Origin of the sequence: Microbacterium kribbense (assembly GCF_039537285.1) — a bacterium.
In the GTDB taxonomy this organism is placed as follows: Bacteria; Actinomycetota; Actinomycetes; order Actinomycetales; family Microbacteriaceae; genus Microbacterium; species Microbacterium kribbense.
The window spans coordinates 169,600-187,713 of record NZ_BAABAF010000006.1 but is presented as its reverse complement, the minus strand read 5'-3'; the positions used below and the strand labels follow the sequence as shown (position 1 = coordinate 187,713).

Below are 18,114 nucleotides of genomic sequence, written 5' to 3'. Positions count from 1 at the left end.
CACAGAACTTTCCCGAAACTTCACACCGATTTTGGTCGGATGCTGCCGCCTACTTCACACACAGTGGAGGTACGACCACCGGGCGCCGCAGCCCCGCATCCGAAGGAGAACGCCATGACGACCCACTCCACCCCCGGCCCGCTCCGCGCCGGCGACCAGGTTCAGACGGCCGCCGAACTGCAGGAGATCTGGGACACCGACCCCCGCTGGGACGGCGTCGCCCGCAGCTACACCGCCGCCGACGTCATCCGACTGCGCGGCACGGTCCGCGAAGAGAACACGCTGGCCCGCCGCGGCGCCGAGACGCTGTGGAACCTGCTGCACACCGAGGACTACGTGCGGGCGCTGGGCGCCTACACCGGCGGCCAGGCCGTGCAGCAGGTGCGCGCCGGCTTGAAGGCCATCTACCTGTCGGGCTGGCAGGTCGCCGCCGACGCCAACCTTGCCGGCCAGACCTACCCCGACCAGAGCCTGTACCCGGCCAACTCGGTGCCGCAGGTCGTGCGCCGCATCAACAACGCGCTGATCCGGCAGGACCAGCTCGAGCACGCCGAGGGCACCGTCACCCGGGACTGGCTGGCGCCGATCGTGGCGGATGCCGAAGCCGGCTTCGGCGGACCGCTGAACGCGTACGAGCTCGCGCACTCGATGATCACTGCCGGCGCCGCCGGCATCCACTGGGAGGACCAGCTGGCCAGCGAGAAGAAGTGCGGCCACCTGGGTGGGAAGGTGCTGGTACCCACCCAGCAGCACATCCGCACCCTGAACGCCGCGCGCCTGGCCGCCGACGTCGCCGGTGTGCCGACGGTCGTCATCGCCCGCACCGACGCGCTGGCCGCCGACCTGCTCACCAGCGACATCGACGAGCGCGACCGCGAGTTCCTCACCGGCGAGCGCACCCCCGAAGGCTTCTACCGGGTGCGCCCGGGCATCGCGCCGGTCATCGCCCGGGGCCTTGCCTTCGCCCCGTACGCCGACCTGCTGTGGGTCGAGACCGGCGAGCCCGACATCGAGCTGGCGCGCGAGTTCGCCACCGCCATCCACGCGCAGTTCCCCGGCAAGCTGCTCGCCTACAACTGCTCACCGAGCTTCAACTGGAAGCGCCACCTGGGCGATGCGCAGATCGCGACGTTCCAGGCCGAGCTGGCAGAACTGGGCTACGCCTTCCAGTTCATCACGCTGGCCGGCTTCCACGCCATCAACTACGCCATGTTCGACCTCGCCCGCGGCTACGCGGACCGCGCCATGAGCGCGTACGTCGAGCTGCAAGAGGCCGAGTTCCTGGCCGAGGCATCCGGATACACCGCCACCAAGCACCAGCGCGAGGCCGGCACCGGATACTTCGACGTCGTCGCCACCGCGCTCAACCCGGACAGCGCGACTCTGGCACTGGCCGGCTCCACCGAGGCCGCCCAGTTCCACTGACCCCCAGACCCGGATGCGGGCTGTCGCCGATTGAATCCCTCCGGCAGCCCGCACCCGAACCTCTCCGAAAAGGACACATCATGACCCTCACCGACACCACCATCGATACGGGGCCGAGCATCGGCATCCGTCCCACCACCAACCCGATCCCCACGATGAGCTCCGAGCCCTCGATCGAGGTGCGCGGGCCGCGCCACGACCGGTACGACGAGATCCTCACCCCCGAGGCGATCGCGTTCCTGGGCGCGCTGCACGACCGGTTCGCCGGCCGCCGGCACGACCGGCTCGCCGAGCGGATGCGCCGCCGGTTCGAGATCGGCAACGGGCGCGACCCGCACTTCCGAGCCGACACCGCGCACATCCGCGAAGACCCGAACTGGCGGGTGGCGCCGCCGGCGCCGGGCCTGATCGACCGGCGCGTCGAGATCACCGGCCCGACCGACCCAAAGATGACCATCAACGCCCTCAACTCCGGTGCGCGGGTGTGGCTGGCCGATCAGGAGGACGCCACGAGCCCCACCTGGCGCAACGTCATCGAGGGGCAGCTGTCGCTGCGCGACGCGATCCGCGGGCAGCTGAGCTACACGAGCCCGCAGGGCAAGGAATACCGGGTCACCGCCGAACGCACGCCCACGATCGTGCTGCGTCCGCGCGGGTGGCACCTCGTCGAAGAGCACATCCGGTTCACCGACCGCGCCGGGCGCCAGATGGCGGCATCCGGATCGCTGGTCGACTTCGGGCTGTACTTCGTGAACAACGCGCAGGCGCTGATCGATGCCGGCGCCGGGCCCTACTTCTACCTGCCGAAGCTGGAGAGCTCGGAAGAGGCGAAGCTGTGGGACGACGTCTTCACGTTCAGCGAGCGCTACCTGGGCATCGCGCACGGCACGATCCGCGCGACCGTGCTGATCGAGACGCTGCCGGCGGCGTTCGAGATGGACGAGATCCTGTTCGAGCTGCGCGACCATTGCGCAGGGCTGAACGCGGGGCGATGGGACTACATCTTCTCGATCATCAAGAACTATCGCGGGCGCGGCGCCCGGTTCGTGCTGCCCGACCGCAGCGAGGTGACCATGACGGTGCCGTTCATGCGCGCCTATACCGAGCTGCTGGTGCAGACCTGCCACAAGCGCGGCGCGTTCGCGATCGGTGGGATGAGCGCGTTCATCCCGAACCGGCGCGACCCCGAGGTCACGGCGCAGGCGATCGAGAAGGTGACCGCCGACAAACGGCGCGAGGCCGGCGACGGCTTCGACGGCACCTGGGTCGCCCACCCTGACCTGATCACGACCGCGCAGGCCGAGTTCGACGCCGTGCTGGGCGAGCGCCCGAACCAGATCGACCGGCAGCGCGACGACGTGCACGTCACGGCGCGGCAGCTGATCGATCTGCGCATCGGCCGCCCGATCACGGCGGCGGGCGTGCACGGCAACGTGTCGGTGGGGATCCGCTACATCGAGGCGTGGCTGCGCGGGCTGGGGGCCGTCGCGATCGACAACCTGATGGAGGATGCCGCCACCGCCGAGATCTCGCGTTCGCAGATCTGGCAATGGATCCACCAGGACCGCTCCACCGCGGAGGGGACCCCGATCACCCGGGAGTACGTCGAGGAGCTGATCGACCAGGTGCTGGCCGAGGTGCCGCGGTCAGGCGGCGACCGGTTCGCCGACGCCGCCGAGGTGTTCCGCGAGGTGGCGCTGCGCGAGGAGTTCCCGGCGTTTCTGACCCAGGGCGCGTACGCGCAGTTCCTGTCCGAGCAGGACTGACGCCGCACCGACACGGCCCGTCTCGCGCCGCCGCCTCCTCGGGAGGCGGCGGCGCGAGACGGGCCGTTCGCCGCGTTCAGGCCGCGAACGCCCGACCACCAGCGCGGGCAGCGTGGGCGGCGCTTCAGGAGGACGAACGCGCGAGCAGCCCGAGCAGTGCGTCGGGTGCGGTGAACGCGCGATGTGCCCGATCGATCAGGCGGCGGCAGCCGTCGAGTTCGACCGTGACGCTCTCGCCGCGCGGCGAGAGCGGGACAACACCCGGTGGCGCTGTCGGCGCGACGCTGCCCGCCTGCGCGTCGGTCGGGCCTGCCGCCACGTCGCCCGATCCGGGCGGCGTCGTGCCGCGGGTGGCCGCCGGCGGCACGAGCACGATCAGGCGCGTGGCCGGATCGTCGCACGCGGCGGGCGCAGGACGCGCCGCCGCCGCGACATCCCACAGTGCGGCCACCGCCGCGGCATCCAGTCCCGTCGACCCGGTGAAGGCGGGCGAAGAGACCGAGGCGTCCGGGGCATCCGACTGCGGGAGGTCGGCCTCGTAGCGGCACAGCGCCATCGCACCCGGGTCGGGCAGGGAGGGCACGGCATCGGCCGGATGGCCCAGAACGACGAGCGGCGCGGTCATCGACGGGCAGCCGTCGCGTCGCGCGGCGGCCGAGTCCACCAGCTGGCCGGGCTCGAAATGCTCGTCGACGACCGTGAGCGCGTCGACCGCCGCGAAGACGGCGCCGGTGCGCGGCATCCCGCATCCGTCCTTCGGGTACGCGACCGGCACGAAGCGCCCTCCGTCGTCGCCCAGCCACAGCAGCGGTCCGGCGAAGCCGATCGCCGGGCACGCGCCGTTCCACACCGGCTCGTCGGGTTCGGCGAGCGCCGCCAGCAGCGGGCCGAAGTCGCCCTCGTAGCGGGTCAGACGCGTGCCCGACCACGTGCCCTGGGCGTCGTCGCGCGTCGCATGCGGGTCGCACAGGTACGCCGCAGCGGGTGCGAACCCGTCGGGCACGCTCCCGCCCGCACTGCCGTCGTCGGCCGCCGGGCAGCCCAGTGCCGCCACCGGCGTCGCGTCCGGGCGCGGGATCGGCGACGCGAACGGCCCGCCCGCGCAGGCCGCCAGCACCCCGGCGACCAGCACCGCGAGCACACCGGCCGACACGCGCCGCAGAGCCTCCATGCCGCCACCTCCGTTGCCGGGAGCCTATCCCGGGCGAGGTGCCCGCGCGAGGGCGGGCAGAACTCCTCTCATCCGTGCGGCAGCGGCCGCGAATCGGCCGCTTTGGCGGCCCGAGCCCTCGGATCGACGGAGTTCTGACCGACGACCGCCGCCGCCACCGGCGGCCATCGTCGCCGAACCCGGCCGCGGTTGCGGCTGCCGCAGCGGCAGCCGCTCAGCCGATCTCGCCCGCGGCGACCGTCTCGGCGAGCATGTGGACCCGTGGCAGGTGGTGGGCGCCGTAGAAGTCGGCAGACGTCAGGCGCGCGGCGTCCTCGTCCGACGACCCGTCGTGCGCGAGCACCGCGACGACGGCGAGCGCGTGCATCCAGCCACCGGCGAGCGTCCCCAGCAGCATCAGGTACGGCACGCTGACCGCGTAGGCGTCACGGGGCGCGGCGGCGAAGCCCAGCACCGACGCGGTCGCGCGCCGGGATGCCGCCACCGCCCGGGTCAGTCGCTCGGCGGTGCGGGCGGCCACCGGGTGCTCCTGCCGCTGCAGCTGCGCGATCGTCTGCTCGATCCGGCCGAACAGCACCTCGGCGGTCGCGCCACGGTCGCGGACCACCTTGCGGCCGACGAGGTCGTTGGACTGGATCGCAGTCGTGCCCTCGTAGATCGGCATGATCCGTGCGTCGCGGTAGTGCTGGGCTGCTCCGGTCTCTTCGATGAAGCCCATGCCGCCGTGCACCTGGATCGCATCGGATGTCACCGCCACGGCGTCCTCGGTCGTCCACCCCTTCAGGATCGGGACGAAGAACTCCGCCAGCGCGGTCTCGTCGCGGTCGAACAGGTCGGCCGTGTGCACGCCCAGTGCGCGCATCGCGAAGATCCGGCTCGACATCGACAGCAGCAGTCGGCACACGTCCGGGTGCTCGGCGATCGGCGTGCCGGCAGGGCGGTCGATGACCGCGCCCTGCACGCGCTGCGCGGCATAGCCGGCGGCCTGCTGGTAAGCGCGGTCGGCGATGCCGGTGGCCTGGAAGCCCATCTCGGTGCGGGCCGAGTTCATCATGACGAACATGCCGGCCAGTCCCCCGCCGACCTCGCCGACGAGGTAGCCGGTGGCGTCCTCGTACGCCAGCACGCAGGTCGGCGACCCGTGGATGCCGAGCTTGTGCTCGATCGCGACCGTCGTGATCGCGTTCCGGTCGCCCAGGCTCCCATCGTCGTTCACGAGGAGGCGCGGGGCGACGAACAGCGACAGTCCCTTCGCACCGGCGGGGGCGTCCGGGGTGCGCGCCAGCACGAGGTGCACGATGTTCTCCGCGATGTCGTGGTCGCCCCACGTGATGAAGATCTTCTGGCCGCTGATCCCCCACGTGCCGTCATCGCGCGGCGTCGCGATCGTGCGGATCGCGCCGAGGTCGGTGCCGGCATCCGGCTCGGTGAGGTTCATCGTGCCGGTCCACCGGCCCGAGACGAGCTTGGTCAGGTAGGTCTCGCGGATCTGGTCGGATGCCGCGGCATCGAGCGCGTGGATCTGCCCGGCGGTCAGGAGCCAGCACAGCGCGAACGCCGCGTTGGAGGCGTTCCAGATCTCGCCGAGCCCGGCGCGGACCACTCCGGGCAGGCCGTCGCCGCCGGCCGTCACGGGGGCTTCGGCGGTGATCCAGCCGGCCTCGACGAACGCCTGGTATGCCTCGGCGAAGCCGTCGGGCAGGCGCACGTCGCCGTCCACCAGCCGGGCGCCCACACGGTCGCCCACGGTGTGAAGGGGCGCGAGGACGGAGGCGGCGAATTCGCCGGCGCCGGCGATGATCTCGATGGCGTCGTCAGCAGACAGCTCGCCGCCGGTGGCGCGGTCCACGAGGTCGAGGCCGAACGCCTCGCGGTAGAGGAACGCATAGTCGGACACGGGCGGGACATAGGCGGATTCGGCGGCCATGGCGGGCTCCTCACACAGTGGGTCGGTGGGACTGAGGGCCAGTCTACGCGACACTGAGTCTCATCTTTCCCGGGATGCACGAGGCGGGTTACGCTTTTGGTGTGACCGAACACGCTCCGCTGTCTCGCAAACTGTCCGCCATCGCCGAATCGGCGACGCTCAAGGTGGATGCCAAGGCGAAGGCCCTGAAGGCCCAGGGCAAGCCCGTCATCTCGTACGCGGCGGGCGAGCCGGACTTCGCCACACCGCAGTTCATCGTGGATGCCGCGGCAGACGCCCTGCGCGACCCGAAGAACTTCCGTTACACGCCGGCGGCGGGCCTGCCCGAACTGCGCCAGGCGATCGCCGCCAAGACGCTGCGCGATTCGGGCCTTGCGGTCGACCCGGCGCAGGTGATCGTCACCAACGGCGGCAAGCAGGCCGTGTACGAGGCATTCCAGGCCGTGCTGAACCCGGGCGACGAGGTGCTGCTGCCGGCGCCGTACTGGACGACGTATCCCGAAGCGATCCGGCTGGCCGACGGCATCCCGGTGGACGTGTTCGCCGGCGCCGACCAGCACTACAAGGTCACGGTCGAACAGCTCGAGGCGGCGCGCACCGACAAGACGACCGCCCTGGTGTTCGTCTCGCCGTCGAACCCGACCGGGTCGGTGTACACGGCGGAGGAGACCCGCGCGCTCGGGCAGTGGGCGCTTGAGCACGGCATCTGGGTCATCACCGACGAGATCTACCAGAACCTGGTCTACGACGGGGTGAAGGCGACCTCGATCGTCGAGGCGGTGCCGGAACTTGCCGCGCAGACGATCCTGGTCAACGGCGTCGCCAAGACCTACGCGATGACCGGCTGGCGTCTGGGGTGGATGGTGGGCCCGGCCGATGCCATCAAGGTGGCCGCCAACCTGCAGTCGCACCTGTGCAGCAACGTGAACAACATCGCCCAGCGCGCGGCGATCGCAGCGCTGCACGGCCCGCAGGACGAGTCCGAGGCGTTCCGTCAGGCGTTCGACCGGCGCCGCAAGCTGATCGTCGGCGAACTGTCGAAGATCGAGGGCGTCACGGTGCCGACCCCGCAGGGCGCGTTCTATGTCTACCCCGACGTGCGCGGCCTGCTGAATCGGGAATGGGCGGGCACCACGCCGACCACGTCGCTGGAGCTGGCCGACCTCATCCTCGATGCGGCCGAGGTCGCCGTCGTGCCGGGTGAAGCGTTCGGCCCGAGCGGCTATCTGCGCCTGTCGTACGCACTCGGCGACGACCAGCTGCGGGAGGGGATCCAGCGCCTGCAGCGCCTGTTCGCCTGAGCACGTCCGTCCGTCGCTTCAGCAGTAGATGGATTTCGTCTTGAGGAAGTTGCCGAGTGCCTCGGGGCCGTTCTCACGCCCGAGCCCTGACGACTTGTAGCCGCCGAAGGGTACCGACAGGTCCGGCCGATACCCGTTGATGCCGACCGTGCCGGTCTCGATGCGACGCGCGAGTGCCATCGCCCGATCGTCCTGGGCGGCGAACACCGCGCCGCCCAGACCGTACGTCGTGTCGTTCGCCAAGGCAACGGCCTCGTCCTCGTCCTCGTACGGGGCCACGATCACGACCGGACCGAACACCTCCTCCTGCGCCAGCGCACTGGCGTGGTCGACGTCGACGAAGACCGTGGGCTCGAAGAAGTAGCCGTCCGCGCCGGGCAGGTCGCGTCCGCCGGTCACGGCCCGGGCGCCGTCGGCGATGCCCGCGTCGACGTATCCGCGCACCCGTGATCGGATGCGTTCGGAGACCAGCGGGCCCTGCTCGGTCGTCTCGTCACGCGGGTCCCCGAGCACGAGGCCGGCGGCGACGGCAGCGAGTCCGTCGGTGAACTCGTCGAGCCTCGTGCGCGGCACGAGCACGCGCGACAGCAGGAAGCACGTCTGCCCGCTGTTCATGAACGAAAGACTCTTCAGCTGCTGCAGCGTCTGCTCGGCATTCGCGTCGTCGAGGACGACCGCCGGCGACTTGCCGCCGAGTTCGAGGGTGACGGGGATGAGCCGCTCGCCGCACCGTGCCGCGATGACCCGCCCTGCGGCGGTCGATCCGGTGAAAGCGATCTTGTCAACGCCGCGGTGGTCGACCAGCGCCGCACCGGTTCCACGACCGCCGGTGACGATGTTGATCACCCCCGCGGGCAGACCGATCGCGTCCGCGGCCTCGGCGAGCACGAACGCGTCCAGCGGGGTCTCGGCAGCCGGCTTGACCACGACGGTGCAGCCGACCGCCATCGCCGGAGCGAGCTTTGCAGTCAGCAGCGATTGGGGGAAGTTCCACGGCACGATGAGTCCGCACACCCCGACCGGCTCCGACCGGACGACCGACGAGCCCGCCCGTGTGACGTGGGAGCGCTCCTCTTCAGGAACGAACTGATCGGCGAGATCCGCGTAGTAGCGCATATGGGCGGCTGGTACGGCCCCGTTTGTCACGCGCGACATCGACGTCGGCTGCCCGTTCTCGTTGGTCACGAGACGGGCCGTCGCGGGGCCCCTGCGCTCCAGCTCGTCTGCGAGCCGGCGCATCCACTCCGCTCGTTCGGAGGCGGCCATCCGCGGCCACGGTCCGTGGTCGAATGCCTCCCGTGCTGCCCGGACGGCGACGTCGACATCGACTGCGGAACCATCGCCCACCTCGCCCACCAGGCTCCGGTCGTATGGATTGCGCACCTCGATGCGCGTTGATGTCACCGCCGTCGACCACCGCCCGCCGGCATACACCGCACGGGCGCCGACGAGACGCTCGTCTTCCACCGTCATGCTCACGACATCCTCCTGTCGCGCCTCGTGTTCATCCAGACGCGCAGACGCGTTCTTGCACCCGCTGACCGGGATCTCTCTCCCGGCAGACGCACTCTCATTATCGACGGCTCTCACCCGCCACAAAACAGCACTTCCGCACGGTGGCAACATGATGAGGGGAACAAGTCCAGTTGCCCGCTCAATCCTCGACGGTCTCGATCGCGTGGGTGATCTGCGCCGCCGCCGACCGCACCATCTCGACGTAATCCTCCAGATGCTGTTCAGCGACGTTCACGACGATTCCCACCGCGGCGACCACACGGTCGTGACCGTCGAAGACCGGAGCCGCGATGCCGCCGGTGTTCTCGGTGACCTGGCCGGTGGTGATGATCCACCGTCGTTCGCGTACTAGCTCGAACTCGCCGCGCAGCACTGCCGGGTCGACGTCGCTGAACCGCGTGCGCGCCTCCAGCGGACTCGCGAGATACGCATCCTGCACCGCGGAATCGGCGTAAGCGAGCAGGATGCGCCCGTTCGCGGTCAGATGCAGTGGCATGCGCCCGCCGATGCGGTTCGTGCTGATCGTGCCATGCGCGCTGCGGAACGACTCCACATAGACGGATTCGAACCCGTCACGGATCGAGAGATGAACGACCAGCACACGCAACATCCGGTGCAGGCGCAGCAGTGCGGGGACGGCCCGCTCGCGCAGGCGCAGCGCCGCGCCCGACGACGCTGCGAGCTCGAGCATCTTCGTGCCGAGCCGGTAGCGGCCCTCGTCCGTGCGCTCGACGGCGCCCCAGTCCAGCAGTTCGTGCATCAACCGGTGCGTGGTCGTCATGCTCAGGCTTGCCCTGCGGCTCACCTCAGCCATGCTCAGCGCCGACGACGCCGTGCGGAACACCTCGAAGATCGCGAGCACCCGGCCCGCGGCCGTCGGGCGGGGAGCGGCTGCCTCGTCCTGCATAAGATCGCGCACCTGTGCGCCTCCCCCGTCCGATCTCCCTGTCCGTCCTCGGCATCCATTCTCCGGCGACGATAGTCAGTGTGCCGTAGGGAGGCCACTGTCTTCCGTCGGGTGGAATCGTACGTCCCGCCGACGAAAAGGCCTGATCAGGATTCCGGCACATCAATCGCGGTTTGGACGATGTCGCGCTCGCTCGGGCCGACGCCGACCGGCTACGGCCATGCTCGAGTGCTGACCGACGAGTGCTCGCGCGTCGTGCAGGATCACCCCGTGGATACTCCACCAGATCGCCATACGCCTCGTCGAGCTCATCGCGTACCTATGTGCGCGTGATCAATTCGCCCCACCCCAGATCGCCGCAGTCGTAGGGGCTCACCACTAAGGCGGCTTGCGGCATCCGGCTTCTGCGGCACGGAAGAGTCGGTTCCCCAGCGCCGCCCGATCAGGTTGACTGAGCACCACTCTCTCGAATCCTTGACAGCCACGAAGGACACACGGTGATCGACAAGTTCGCGCCTGACCTCAGGGAGGTGCTGGACATCATACGGTCCGGTGCCTCGATCGCAATCGGTGGATTCGGCAGCTCCGGACGACCGGATGCACTGATCAACGCGCTGTGCGACTTGGACCGTCGCGACCTACACGTCATCGTGAACAACGTAGGGCACGATTTCACCGGCGTCGGCCGTCTCGTCGTGGAAGGCAGAGTGCGACGTGTCACCGCCTCTTTCCCCATCCTTCAAGAGTTCTACGACGAGTACTTCGCAGGCAAGATCGAGTTGGAGCTGATCCCGCAGGGTACTCTCGCGGAGCGCTTGCGGGCGGGAGGCAGCGGGATCGCGGCGTTCTTCACCCCGTCGGGAGCCGGGACGATGCTGGCCGACGGGACCTTCCCGTTGTCATATTGCGATGGCAAGGCTGCGACGTACATACCGGAGAAGGAGACCCGCGAGATCAACGGTCGTCGATACGTGCTGGAGTACGGCATCGTCGCCGACTTCGGCTTCGCCAAGGCCCGTAAGGCCGACCCGAAGGGCAACCTGCGCTTCCACTTGACGGCACGCAACTTCAACCCGCTGGCAGCCATGTCCGGTCGGATCACTTTCGCGGAGGTCGAGCAACTCGTCCCCGCGGGCGAGATCGAACCCGATGACGTGCACCTGCCCGGCATCTTCGTGGATCATGTGGTCATGACTGCCGCACCTGTGCCGGCGAAGCCGGCGCAGACCATGGAAGAGAGCATCGCATGACGGCCGGCCGCACCGAGACCGCGCGCTTTGCAGGTCTGCGCCGCGATGACATCGCTCGGCGCCTCGCAGAGGACTTGGTCGACGGCTACACCGTCAATCTCGGCGTCGGAATCCCGCTTGCCGTGCCGAATTACGTCCCTGAGGACCGCGAGATCCTTCTGCACGCCGAGAACGGCGTCATCGGCATGGGACCGTACCCGGGGGTCAGTCATGAGGACCCCGACCTGACGGACGCCGGCAAGCAGCCCGTCAGCCTGAAGACCGGCGCAGCCATCGTCGATTCGGCGACATCCTTCGCAATCGTCCGGGGTGGCCACCTCGATGTGACGATCCTCGGGGCGCTGCAAGTGTCCGAGGTCGGTGACCTCTCCAACTGGTACGTACCAGGCCGCAACCCTGCAGTCGGCGGCGCGATGGACCTCGTGGCCGGCACCCCCGAAGTCTGGGTGTGCATGGAACACGTCGACCGCAGAGGCGAGCCGAAGCTCGTGCCGCAGTGCACCTTCCCGGTGACGGGCTTTCGAGTGGTCACGCGGATCTATACGAACCTCGCGGTCTTCCACGTCATCGACGGGCATCTGGTCCTCAGGGAATATGCGCCGGGTGTGAGCGCGGCCGACGTGCGGGCCAGCACGTCGGCCGCATACGCCGAAGACCTTTCTCGCTGACCCTCGCCGACGACGACCGTAGGACGGCCCTGCCATGCCGCCCGCTCCGGTTCAGGCCCGTGCTCTGCCCTCACGAACTCGCCTGATTCTCTCCCGTTCACGTCGGCCGACAGCCTGGTCGACGTCGCGAGCCCTGCAATCCGCGCCTCGCCTTTCGCCCGATGGAAGTCGCCTGGATAGAACCTTCGGAGTCGGCGAGACTCCGATGAGTCCGGCCCGCCGTCGAGTCGAAAGCAGTTCGACGCCCATGGCCGGATGCCACCATCCGTCCTGAGCCAAGGGAACATGACATGCCGGAGAATGCGAAGGCAGGGCAGTCAGCCAAACGGCTGTTCGGTGCGCTCGCCTTGTTGGTGAGTTTCGGACTAGCAGCCACCGCCTGTACCGCCAGTCCACCGACGAGCCCAAGCGCGGCGGGGGCCGACGCCGGTACTCCGCAACGTGGCGGAGCCATCACGGTTCTGCTGGACGCCGGCTTCGCCGGAGGCTGGGCAACCGGCCTCGACCCTGCGACCAGCAACACCGTCGGCGCGAACCTTTCTCAGATGTCCGCCATTTATGGCGGCCTGTTCGTCTTGAACGCGGACAAGGATGGCAAGAACGGCAGAATCGAGCCGACCCAGGCCGAGAGCTTCAAGTACTCGAGCGATGGCCTCACGCTGACGATCAAGCTGCGCAGCGGCATGACCTTCAGTGATGGCACCCCCGTCAATGCCGACGCCGTCCTGTGGAATTGGGTTCGAGACCTGGACTCGGGTTCCACCTCCGCCCCGACGAATGTTCTGCTCGCCCGGAACATGAAGCCGAAGATCAGCTCTGAACTCAAGCAGAGCATCCTCGATGCGTTGCCTGCCGGTTACGATCCGGTCAAGGTGGAGCAGGACATGGGGGCCATCGTTCCGGTGGACGATCTCACCGTCGAGGTGCACTTCAGCGCGGTCAATGCCACCTTCATCAACGGCCTGCCGGGCACTAACCTCAATTGGCTCGCCTCGCCGACCGCCTACAAGAAACTCGGGGCCGCGGCCTTCAAAGTGACACCCGTCGGTGCCGGCCCCTTCACCATCGCCAGCAACACGATGAGCCAGAAACTCGCCCTCGAGCGGAACCCGCATTACTTCAAGTCAGGGCTGCCCTATCTCGACAAATTGACCTTCCAGTCGGTCACCGGAGACCAGGTGGCCTACCAGACGCTTCAGGCAGGTCAAGCGGACGCCATCGAAGGCCTCAGCACGGTGTCGCTGATCACCAAGGCCCAGAGCAATCCGGATCTCCAGGTCACGCTGATCCCGCCGACATCACCGTACGTGATCCAGCTGAACACCCGGATGGCGCCGTTCGACAACATCAAGGCCCGGGAAGCGATCTATTACGCGACCGACTGGGCTGCGATCAACAAGGGTGTCTTCAACGGCAACGGTGAGCCCAGTGAGTCCTTCACAGCGTCGGCCGGCCTCTTCTACACGCCGAAGGTTCCCGGCTACCGCACCTTCGACCTGGCCAAGGCCAAGGCCCTCGTCCAAGAGCTCGGTGGGCTGAAGATCGTTCTGAACACGATCAGCACCGGAGTCGCACCGGTGGTGGTCACCGCGCTGCAGACCCAGTGGAAGAAGGCGGGCATCGACGTCGAGTTGAAGACCCAGGCGCTCGGCGACCTGATCAGCACCTTCATCAGTGGCCAATGGCAGTCGTTCCTGCAGACCGCCGGCGCATGGGATCCGGCCACCGGGATCGGCGTCGGGGTCCGCTTCGGTTCGACGTCACCCTTCAGCGGCACCCCATTGCCGAAGGGAGCGGCCAATGCCAAGGACGCGCTGAAGCAGCGACTGACAACGCACCTCGACGATCTGCTGGCCAGCGCGGCGGGGACGCTCGACGTCGCCAAGCGCGGCGACCTGTACAAGCAGGTAGCACAGATCATCTCGGATGAGGCGTACGCACCCTTCGGGTTCGCGTTCTCACCGGCGGAGATCGTACGCAAGGGCGTTCACGGCCCCGGCCTGACCACACCGATACCCGCGGTGGCCGTCAACACCGGAATCCTCTACGACCAGGTCTGGGTCAGCAAGAAGTGACGAGTTCCGCCCTGATTCCGGTTGTCCGGTCCGAGGAGCGCACATCGCTCCTCGGACGGGTGGCCGGATCCCCCCTGGTCAGGCTGGCAGTCAGGCGGCTGCTCGTCTCGGTGCTGATCGTGTTCGCCATCACCGCCATCGTGTTCGCACTGCTGGAAGCGACATCCGGAGACATCGCCCGCAAGCAGGCAGGCATGAGTGCCTCCGAGGAACAAGTCGCTGCCCTCCGTCACCAGATGGGTTTGGACACGCCTCCCGTCGTACGCTATTTCTCGTGGCTGGGAGCGGTCTTCCGCGGCGACTTCGGCCATTCGCTGATCAGCGGACAGCCGATCAGCACCCTTCTCGCAGAGCGCCTTCCTGTCACGATCGAATTGGTCGTGCTGGCGTTCGTGGTCTCACTCGCGGTCGCGGTGCCGATCGCAGTGCTCGCCGCCCACAAGCCCGGTGGCATCTTCGATCGCATCGTGATGGTCATCTCGATGACTCTGCTGGCACTGCCGAACTATGTGCTGGCACTCCTGCTGGTGATCGTGTTCTCCGTTATGCTGCGCATGCTCCCGGCAATAGGGTATGCGCCGCTGGATCAAGGGGTCATTCCGAATCTGATCTCGGTGACGATGCCCGTGCTCGCCCTGTCCATTCCGCTCTTCGCCTTCTACACCAGGTTCCTACGGGGTGACCTGGTAGAAGTCATGAATTCCGAGGATTACGTCGAGACGGCGCGTTCCAAGGGTGCGGGCCCCTGGCGGGTCCTCTGGCAGCATGCGTTCCGCAATTCCTCGTTCGGGATGCTCACCATCGTGGGCCTCAATGTCGGCGGGCTGGTAGGCGGCACTGTGATCATCGAGCAGATCTTCGCCATGCCCGGCCTCGGGGTGACGCTTCTGCAGGGCGCACTTGCAGGCGACAGCCCCGTCGTCTTGGTCTGCGTCATCATCTTCGCAGCGATAGCCGTCGGGGCGAATCTGGTCGTGGATCTGATGTACGCCGTTCTCGATCCGAGGATCCGCTATGGCAGTCACTGAAACCTCCGTCAGCATCGCGCCCGTGGCGACGGTTGCCGGCATGCGTGCGGCGCAGATCCGCCATCGTCTGATGCTGTGGGTTCCCGCGGGGTTCGTCATCGCGCTCATGGCCGTGTGTTTCATCGGCCCGTTCGTCCTGCCCTTGCCGGCTCCGATCGGGGGCGACATCCTCAACAGCAGCCTTCCGCCGGGTGCGCCCGGACATCTGCTGGGCACCGACGCCAGCGGCAACGACATCCTCTCGCGTCTCATCTACGGAGGTCGCTCGTCATTGATCGTCGCGATCACGGTCAACGCGGTCGGCTTGGCGATCGGCGGTCTGATAGGAGCCATTTCGGCCTATGCCGGAGGCGTGACAGACGCGATCATCATGCGCGCACTCGACGTGCTGATCGCGTTCCCCTCGCTGGTGCTGATCATCGTGATCGCGCAGGGACTCGGTCCGAGCCTGTCGACGACGATACTGGCCCTGATCGCGTTCAGCGTCCCTGCGGTGGCGCGCTTGTCGCGTTCGGCGGCGCTCCAGGTCACCAGCATGCCGTTCATCCAGGCCGCACAGTTGAGCGGGAGTCCGGCATGGCGGGTGCTGTTGCGCCACATCGCGCCGAACATCGCTCCGCAGCTGCTCAATTTCCTGGCACTGGGCATGGGCATCATCATCGTTACTGAAGGTGCCCTGAGCTTCCTCGGACTCGGCATTCCGGTCCCCGATCCGAGCTGGGGGAATATGATCTTCGACGGCCAGCAGGCGCTGTCGGCGACCCCTCTGCAGGTGTTGTGGCCAAGCCTTGCGCTGCTCCTCACGGTGCTCGCCTTCAACCTGCTCGGCGAAAACGTGCGAGACGAGATGAGCACCCGATGAATGTGGTGGAGACGGAGGTCGGCGTGGAGGCTCCTGTCGGCATGGCCCCGAGCGGGGCGAGCGGGAGCGGGAAGGAGCCCCGACCGATACTCGAAGTCAACGACCTGCGGGTGACCTTCTCCCGCGCAGGCGCACCACCATTGCATGCGGTCAATGGCCTCTCCTATTCGGTGCGGAGCGGGCGCACACTCGCGATCATCGGCGAGTCCGGATCAGGCAAGTCGGTGAGCGTGCGCGCTCTGATGGGCCTGCTGCCGCCGAGTGCGTTCGTGACGGGTTCGGCCACGCTGAGCGACACCGAGTTGATCGGCATGAATGAGAAGGCTCTGCGTCAGATCCGAGGAAACGACATCGCGATGGTCTTCCAGGATCCCGCCCGGTCGCTCAACCCGACCATGAGCGTCGGAAAGCAGATCGGCGAAGCCGTCCGCATGCATCTCCAGATCGGTCGTAAAGAGGTGGCCGAGCGCGCCGTGGAGCTGCTGAAGCTCGTGCGGCTGCCGGCGGCAGAGCACCGGTACCACGAATATCCCCACCAGCTGTCAGGTGGGATGCGTCAGCGCGTCATGATCGCGATCGCCCTGGCGGCGAACCCGAAGTTGTTGATCGCCGACGAGGCGACCACGGCGCTGGATGTGACGACACAGGCGCAGATCATGGAACTGCTCGTCGATCTGCAGGAACGGCTCGGCACGGCGGTCATCATGATCAGCCACGACCTCGCACTCGCTGCCAGCTACGCGGACGATGTGCTGGTGATGTACGCCGGCAAGATCGTCGAGCGCGCCGACACGAAGACCCTCTTCCGGCACGTACGGCATCCATACACCAAGGCGCTGCTCGAGGCGATCCCGCAGCTGGGGGTCCCCTCGCACACGTCGCTCAAGACGATCGCCGGCGAGCCGCCGGACCTGAGCGCGCTGCCCGTCGGTTGCGCCTTCCGAGCCCGTTGCCCGCGCGCCGTCGACATCTGCGCGATCAAGGAGCCTCCGCTGGACGAACACGAACCGGGCCATCGCTTCGCCTGCTGGAACCCGCATCCGGCATCGGGCGACAAGGACACCGGCATCCCGATCGATATCCGCACGAGGGATGAGGACCTCTCGTGACTGACACCGACCAGATGACGCTCTCGACCACCGCGACGAGGCTTGAGCCGCTGCTGTCCGTGCGCAACCTCGTTCAGGAGTTCGTCAGCAGGGGTCCAGGCGGCGTCAAGACCGGCGTCGTCCACGCCGTCTCGGACGTATCGCTCGACCTCATGTCGGGCGAGACCCTCGGAATCGTCGGCGAAACGGGATCGGGCAAGACCACGCTCGCCCGCTCCATCATCCAGCTGGATCGGCCACAATCGGGCGAGGTCATCTTCGAGGGCCAGAACCTGGTCGGGATGTCGAAGCGTCGGCTCAAGCAGGCCCGCGCGAACATCCAGATGGTCTACCAGGATCCCTTCGGTTCCCTGAACCCACGGTGGCGGATCCAGGATGTGGTAGAGGAGCCGCTGCTCGGTTATACCCGGATGAAGAGTGCCGCGCGCCGTGAAAGGGTGCGAGAACTCCTCGATATGGTCGGTCTGAACCCCGACGTCTACCTGCGACGGCGCCCCATGGAGTTGTCCGGGGGCCAAGCTCAGCGGGTGGCGATCGCCCGGGCGATCGCCCTGAATCCGAAGATCATCATCTGCGACGAGGCGATCTCCTCTCTCGACGTGCTCATCCAGGCACAGATCATCAATCTCTTCGAGAAGCTGCGTGCAGAGTTGGGGCTCTCGTACCTGTTCATCGCACACAACCTGGCCACGGTCAAGCAGGTCAGCGACCGCGTGGCGGTCATGTATCTGGGACGTATCGTCGAGGTGGGGCCGTCCGAGCAGATCTACAACGCACCGCTGCACCCCTACACCCGGGCGCTCTTGGACTCCGTCCCCGGACTTGATCCAGAGACCGGGGTCGCACACCGGCCCGTCGCCCAGGAAGGCGAGACGCCGTCACCGCTGGACCCACCGAGCGGATGTCGCTTCCGCACCCGCTGCCCGTTCGCACAGGATATCTGCGCCGAGGTGAATCCGGCGTTGATCGAACACCGGCCGGGTCACCTGGCCGCGTGCCACTTCCCACTCGACGATCCCGATGGGGTGGCTGCGGCCCTCAAGTGACTGGGTACGCCGATCCGTAAGGCATTGACAGTAGCCGGAGGACCATCTGTCGGAGTCATCCGAC

General features: G+C 67.8%; 14 protein-coding genes. 10 read left to right on the top strand and 4 right to left on the bottom strand.

The features are described 5' to 3' along the window. Positions 1-114: 114 nt before the first annotated feature. A complete protein-coding gene (aceA, locus tag ABD705_RS09135) occupies positions 115-1,425 on the top strand; it encodes an isocitrate lyase (protein ID WP_344782762.1) in 1,311 nt (436 codons plus the stop codon). A gap of 80 nt (positions 1,426-1,505) precedes the next feature. Further along, positions 1,506-3,191 (top strand): malate synthase A, encoded by a 1,686-nt coding sequence (gene aceB / locus ABD705_RS09130; protein ID WP_425562059.1) that lies wholly within the window; start codon positions 1,506-1,508, stop codon positions 3,189-3,191. Between the two features lie 124 nt (positions 3,192-3,315). Here aceB and ABD705_RS09125 read toward each other — a convergent pair whose 3' ends face one another. After that, a complete protein-coding gene (locus ABD705_RS09125; protein WP_344782760.1) occupies positions 3,316-4,362 on the bottom strand; it encodes a hypothetical protein in 1,047 nt (348 codons plus the stop codon). Positions 4,363-4,576: 214 nt separating this feature from the next. Then, positions 4,577-6,289, bottom strand: a complete 1,713-nt coding sequence (locus tag ABD705_RS09120) for an acyl-CoA dehydrogenase family protein (RefSeq protein ID WP_344782758.1) — start codon at positions 6,287-6,289, stop codon at positions 4,577-4,579. Positions 6,290-6,390: 101 nt separating this feature from the next. Here ABD705_RS09120 and ABD705_RS09115 point away from each other — a divergent pair, with 101 nt between their 5' ends. Further along, a complete protein-coding gene (locus ABD705_RS09115) occupies positions 6,391-7,590 on the top strand; it encodes a pyridoxal phosphate-dependent aminotransferase (RefSeq protein WP_344782756.1) in 1,200 nt (399 codons plus the stop codon). Positions 7,591-7,608: 18 nt separating this feature from the next. On the opposite strand, the gene ABD705_RS09110 is transcribed toward ABD705_RS09115, so the two are convergent. Both ABD705_RS09110 and ABD705_RS09105 read right to left on the bottom strand, forming a co-directional pair. After that, a complete protein-coding gene (locus tag ABD705_RS09110) occupies positions 7,609-9,063 on the bottom strand; it encodes an aldehyde dehydrogenase (RefSeq protein WP_344782894.1) in 1,455 nt (484 codons plus the stop codon). A 181-nt stretch (positions 9,064-9,244) separates the two neighbouring features. Continuing rightward, on the bottom strand, positions 9,245-10,024 hold the full coding sequence (locus ABD705_RS09105; RefSeq protein WP_344782754.1) for an IclR family transcriptional regulator: 780 nt from the start codon (positions 10,022-10,024) through the stop codon (positions 9,245-9,247). Positions 10,025-10,509: 485 nt separating this feature from the next. Here ABD705_RS09105 and ABD705_RS09100 point away from each other — a divergent pair, with 485 nt between their 5' ends. From ABD705_RS09100 to ABD705_RS09070, 7 genes are all read left to right on the top strand, one after another. Beyond that, positions 10,510-11,262 (top strand): CoA transferase subunit A, encoded by a 753-nt coding sequence (locus ABD705_RS09100; RefSeq protein ID WP_344782753.1) that lies wholly within the window; start codon positions 10,510-10,512, stop codon positions 11,260-11,262. Beyond that, positions 11,259-11,930 carry a 3-oxoacid CoA-transferase subunit B gene (locus tag ABD705_RS09095; RefSeq protein WP_344782751.1) on the top strand — a complete coding sequence of 224 codons (672 nt, stop codon included), beginning with the start codon at positions 11,259-11,261 and terminating at the stop codon, positions 11,928-11,930. The genes ABD705_RS09100 and ABD705_RS09095 overlap by 4 nt, the downstream gene beginning before the upstream one ends. 290 nt (positions 11,931-12,220) lie before the next feature. Beyond that, the gene (locus tag ABD705_RS09090) at positions 12,221-14,005 is read left to right on the top strand and encodes an ABC transporter substrate-binding protein (RefSeq protein ID WP_344782749.1); all 1,785 of its coding nucleotides are present in this window, start codon (positions 12,221-12,223) and stop codon (positions 14,003-14,005) included. Between the two features lie 59 nt (positions 14,006-14,064). After that, entirely contained in the window at positions 14,065-15,033 is a 969-nt protein-coding gene (locus tag ABD705_RS09085; RefSeq protein WP_344782747.1) for an ABC transporter permease, read from the top strand. Continuing rightward, positions 15,020-15,895: an ABC transporter permease gene (locus tag ABD705_RS09080; protein WP_344782745.1), complete on the top strand. Its 876-nt coding sequence runs from the start codon at positions 15,020-15,022 to the stop codon at positions 15,893-15,895. Before ABD705_RS09085 ends, ABD705_RS09080 begins: the two co-directional genes overlap by 14 nt. A 110-nt stretch (positions 15,896-16,005) precedes the next feature. Beyond that, positions 16,006-17,004 carry an ABC transporter ATP-binding protein gene (locus ABD705_RS09075; RefSeq protein WP_344782743.1) on the top strand — a complete coding sequence of 333 codons (999 nt, stop codon included), beginning with the start codon at positions 16,006-16,008 and terminating at the stop codon, positions 17,002-17,004. Next, complete coding sequence (locus ABD705_RS09070) at positions 17,001-18,050, top strand: ABC transporter ATP-binding protein (RefSeq protein ID WP_344782741.1); 1,050 nt, start codon at positions 17,001-17,003, stop codon at positions 18,048-18,050. Before ABD705_RS09075 ends, ABD705_RS09070 begins: the two co-directional genes overlap by 4 nt. Positions 18,051-18,114: the final 64 nt, after the last annotated feature.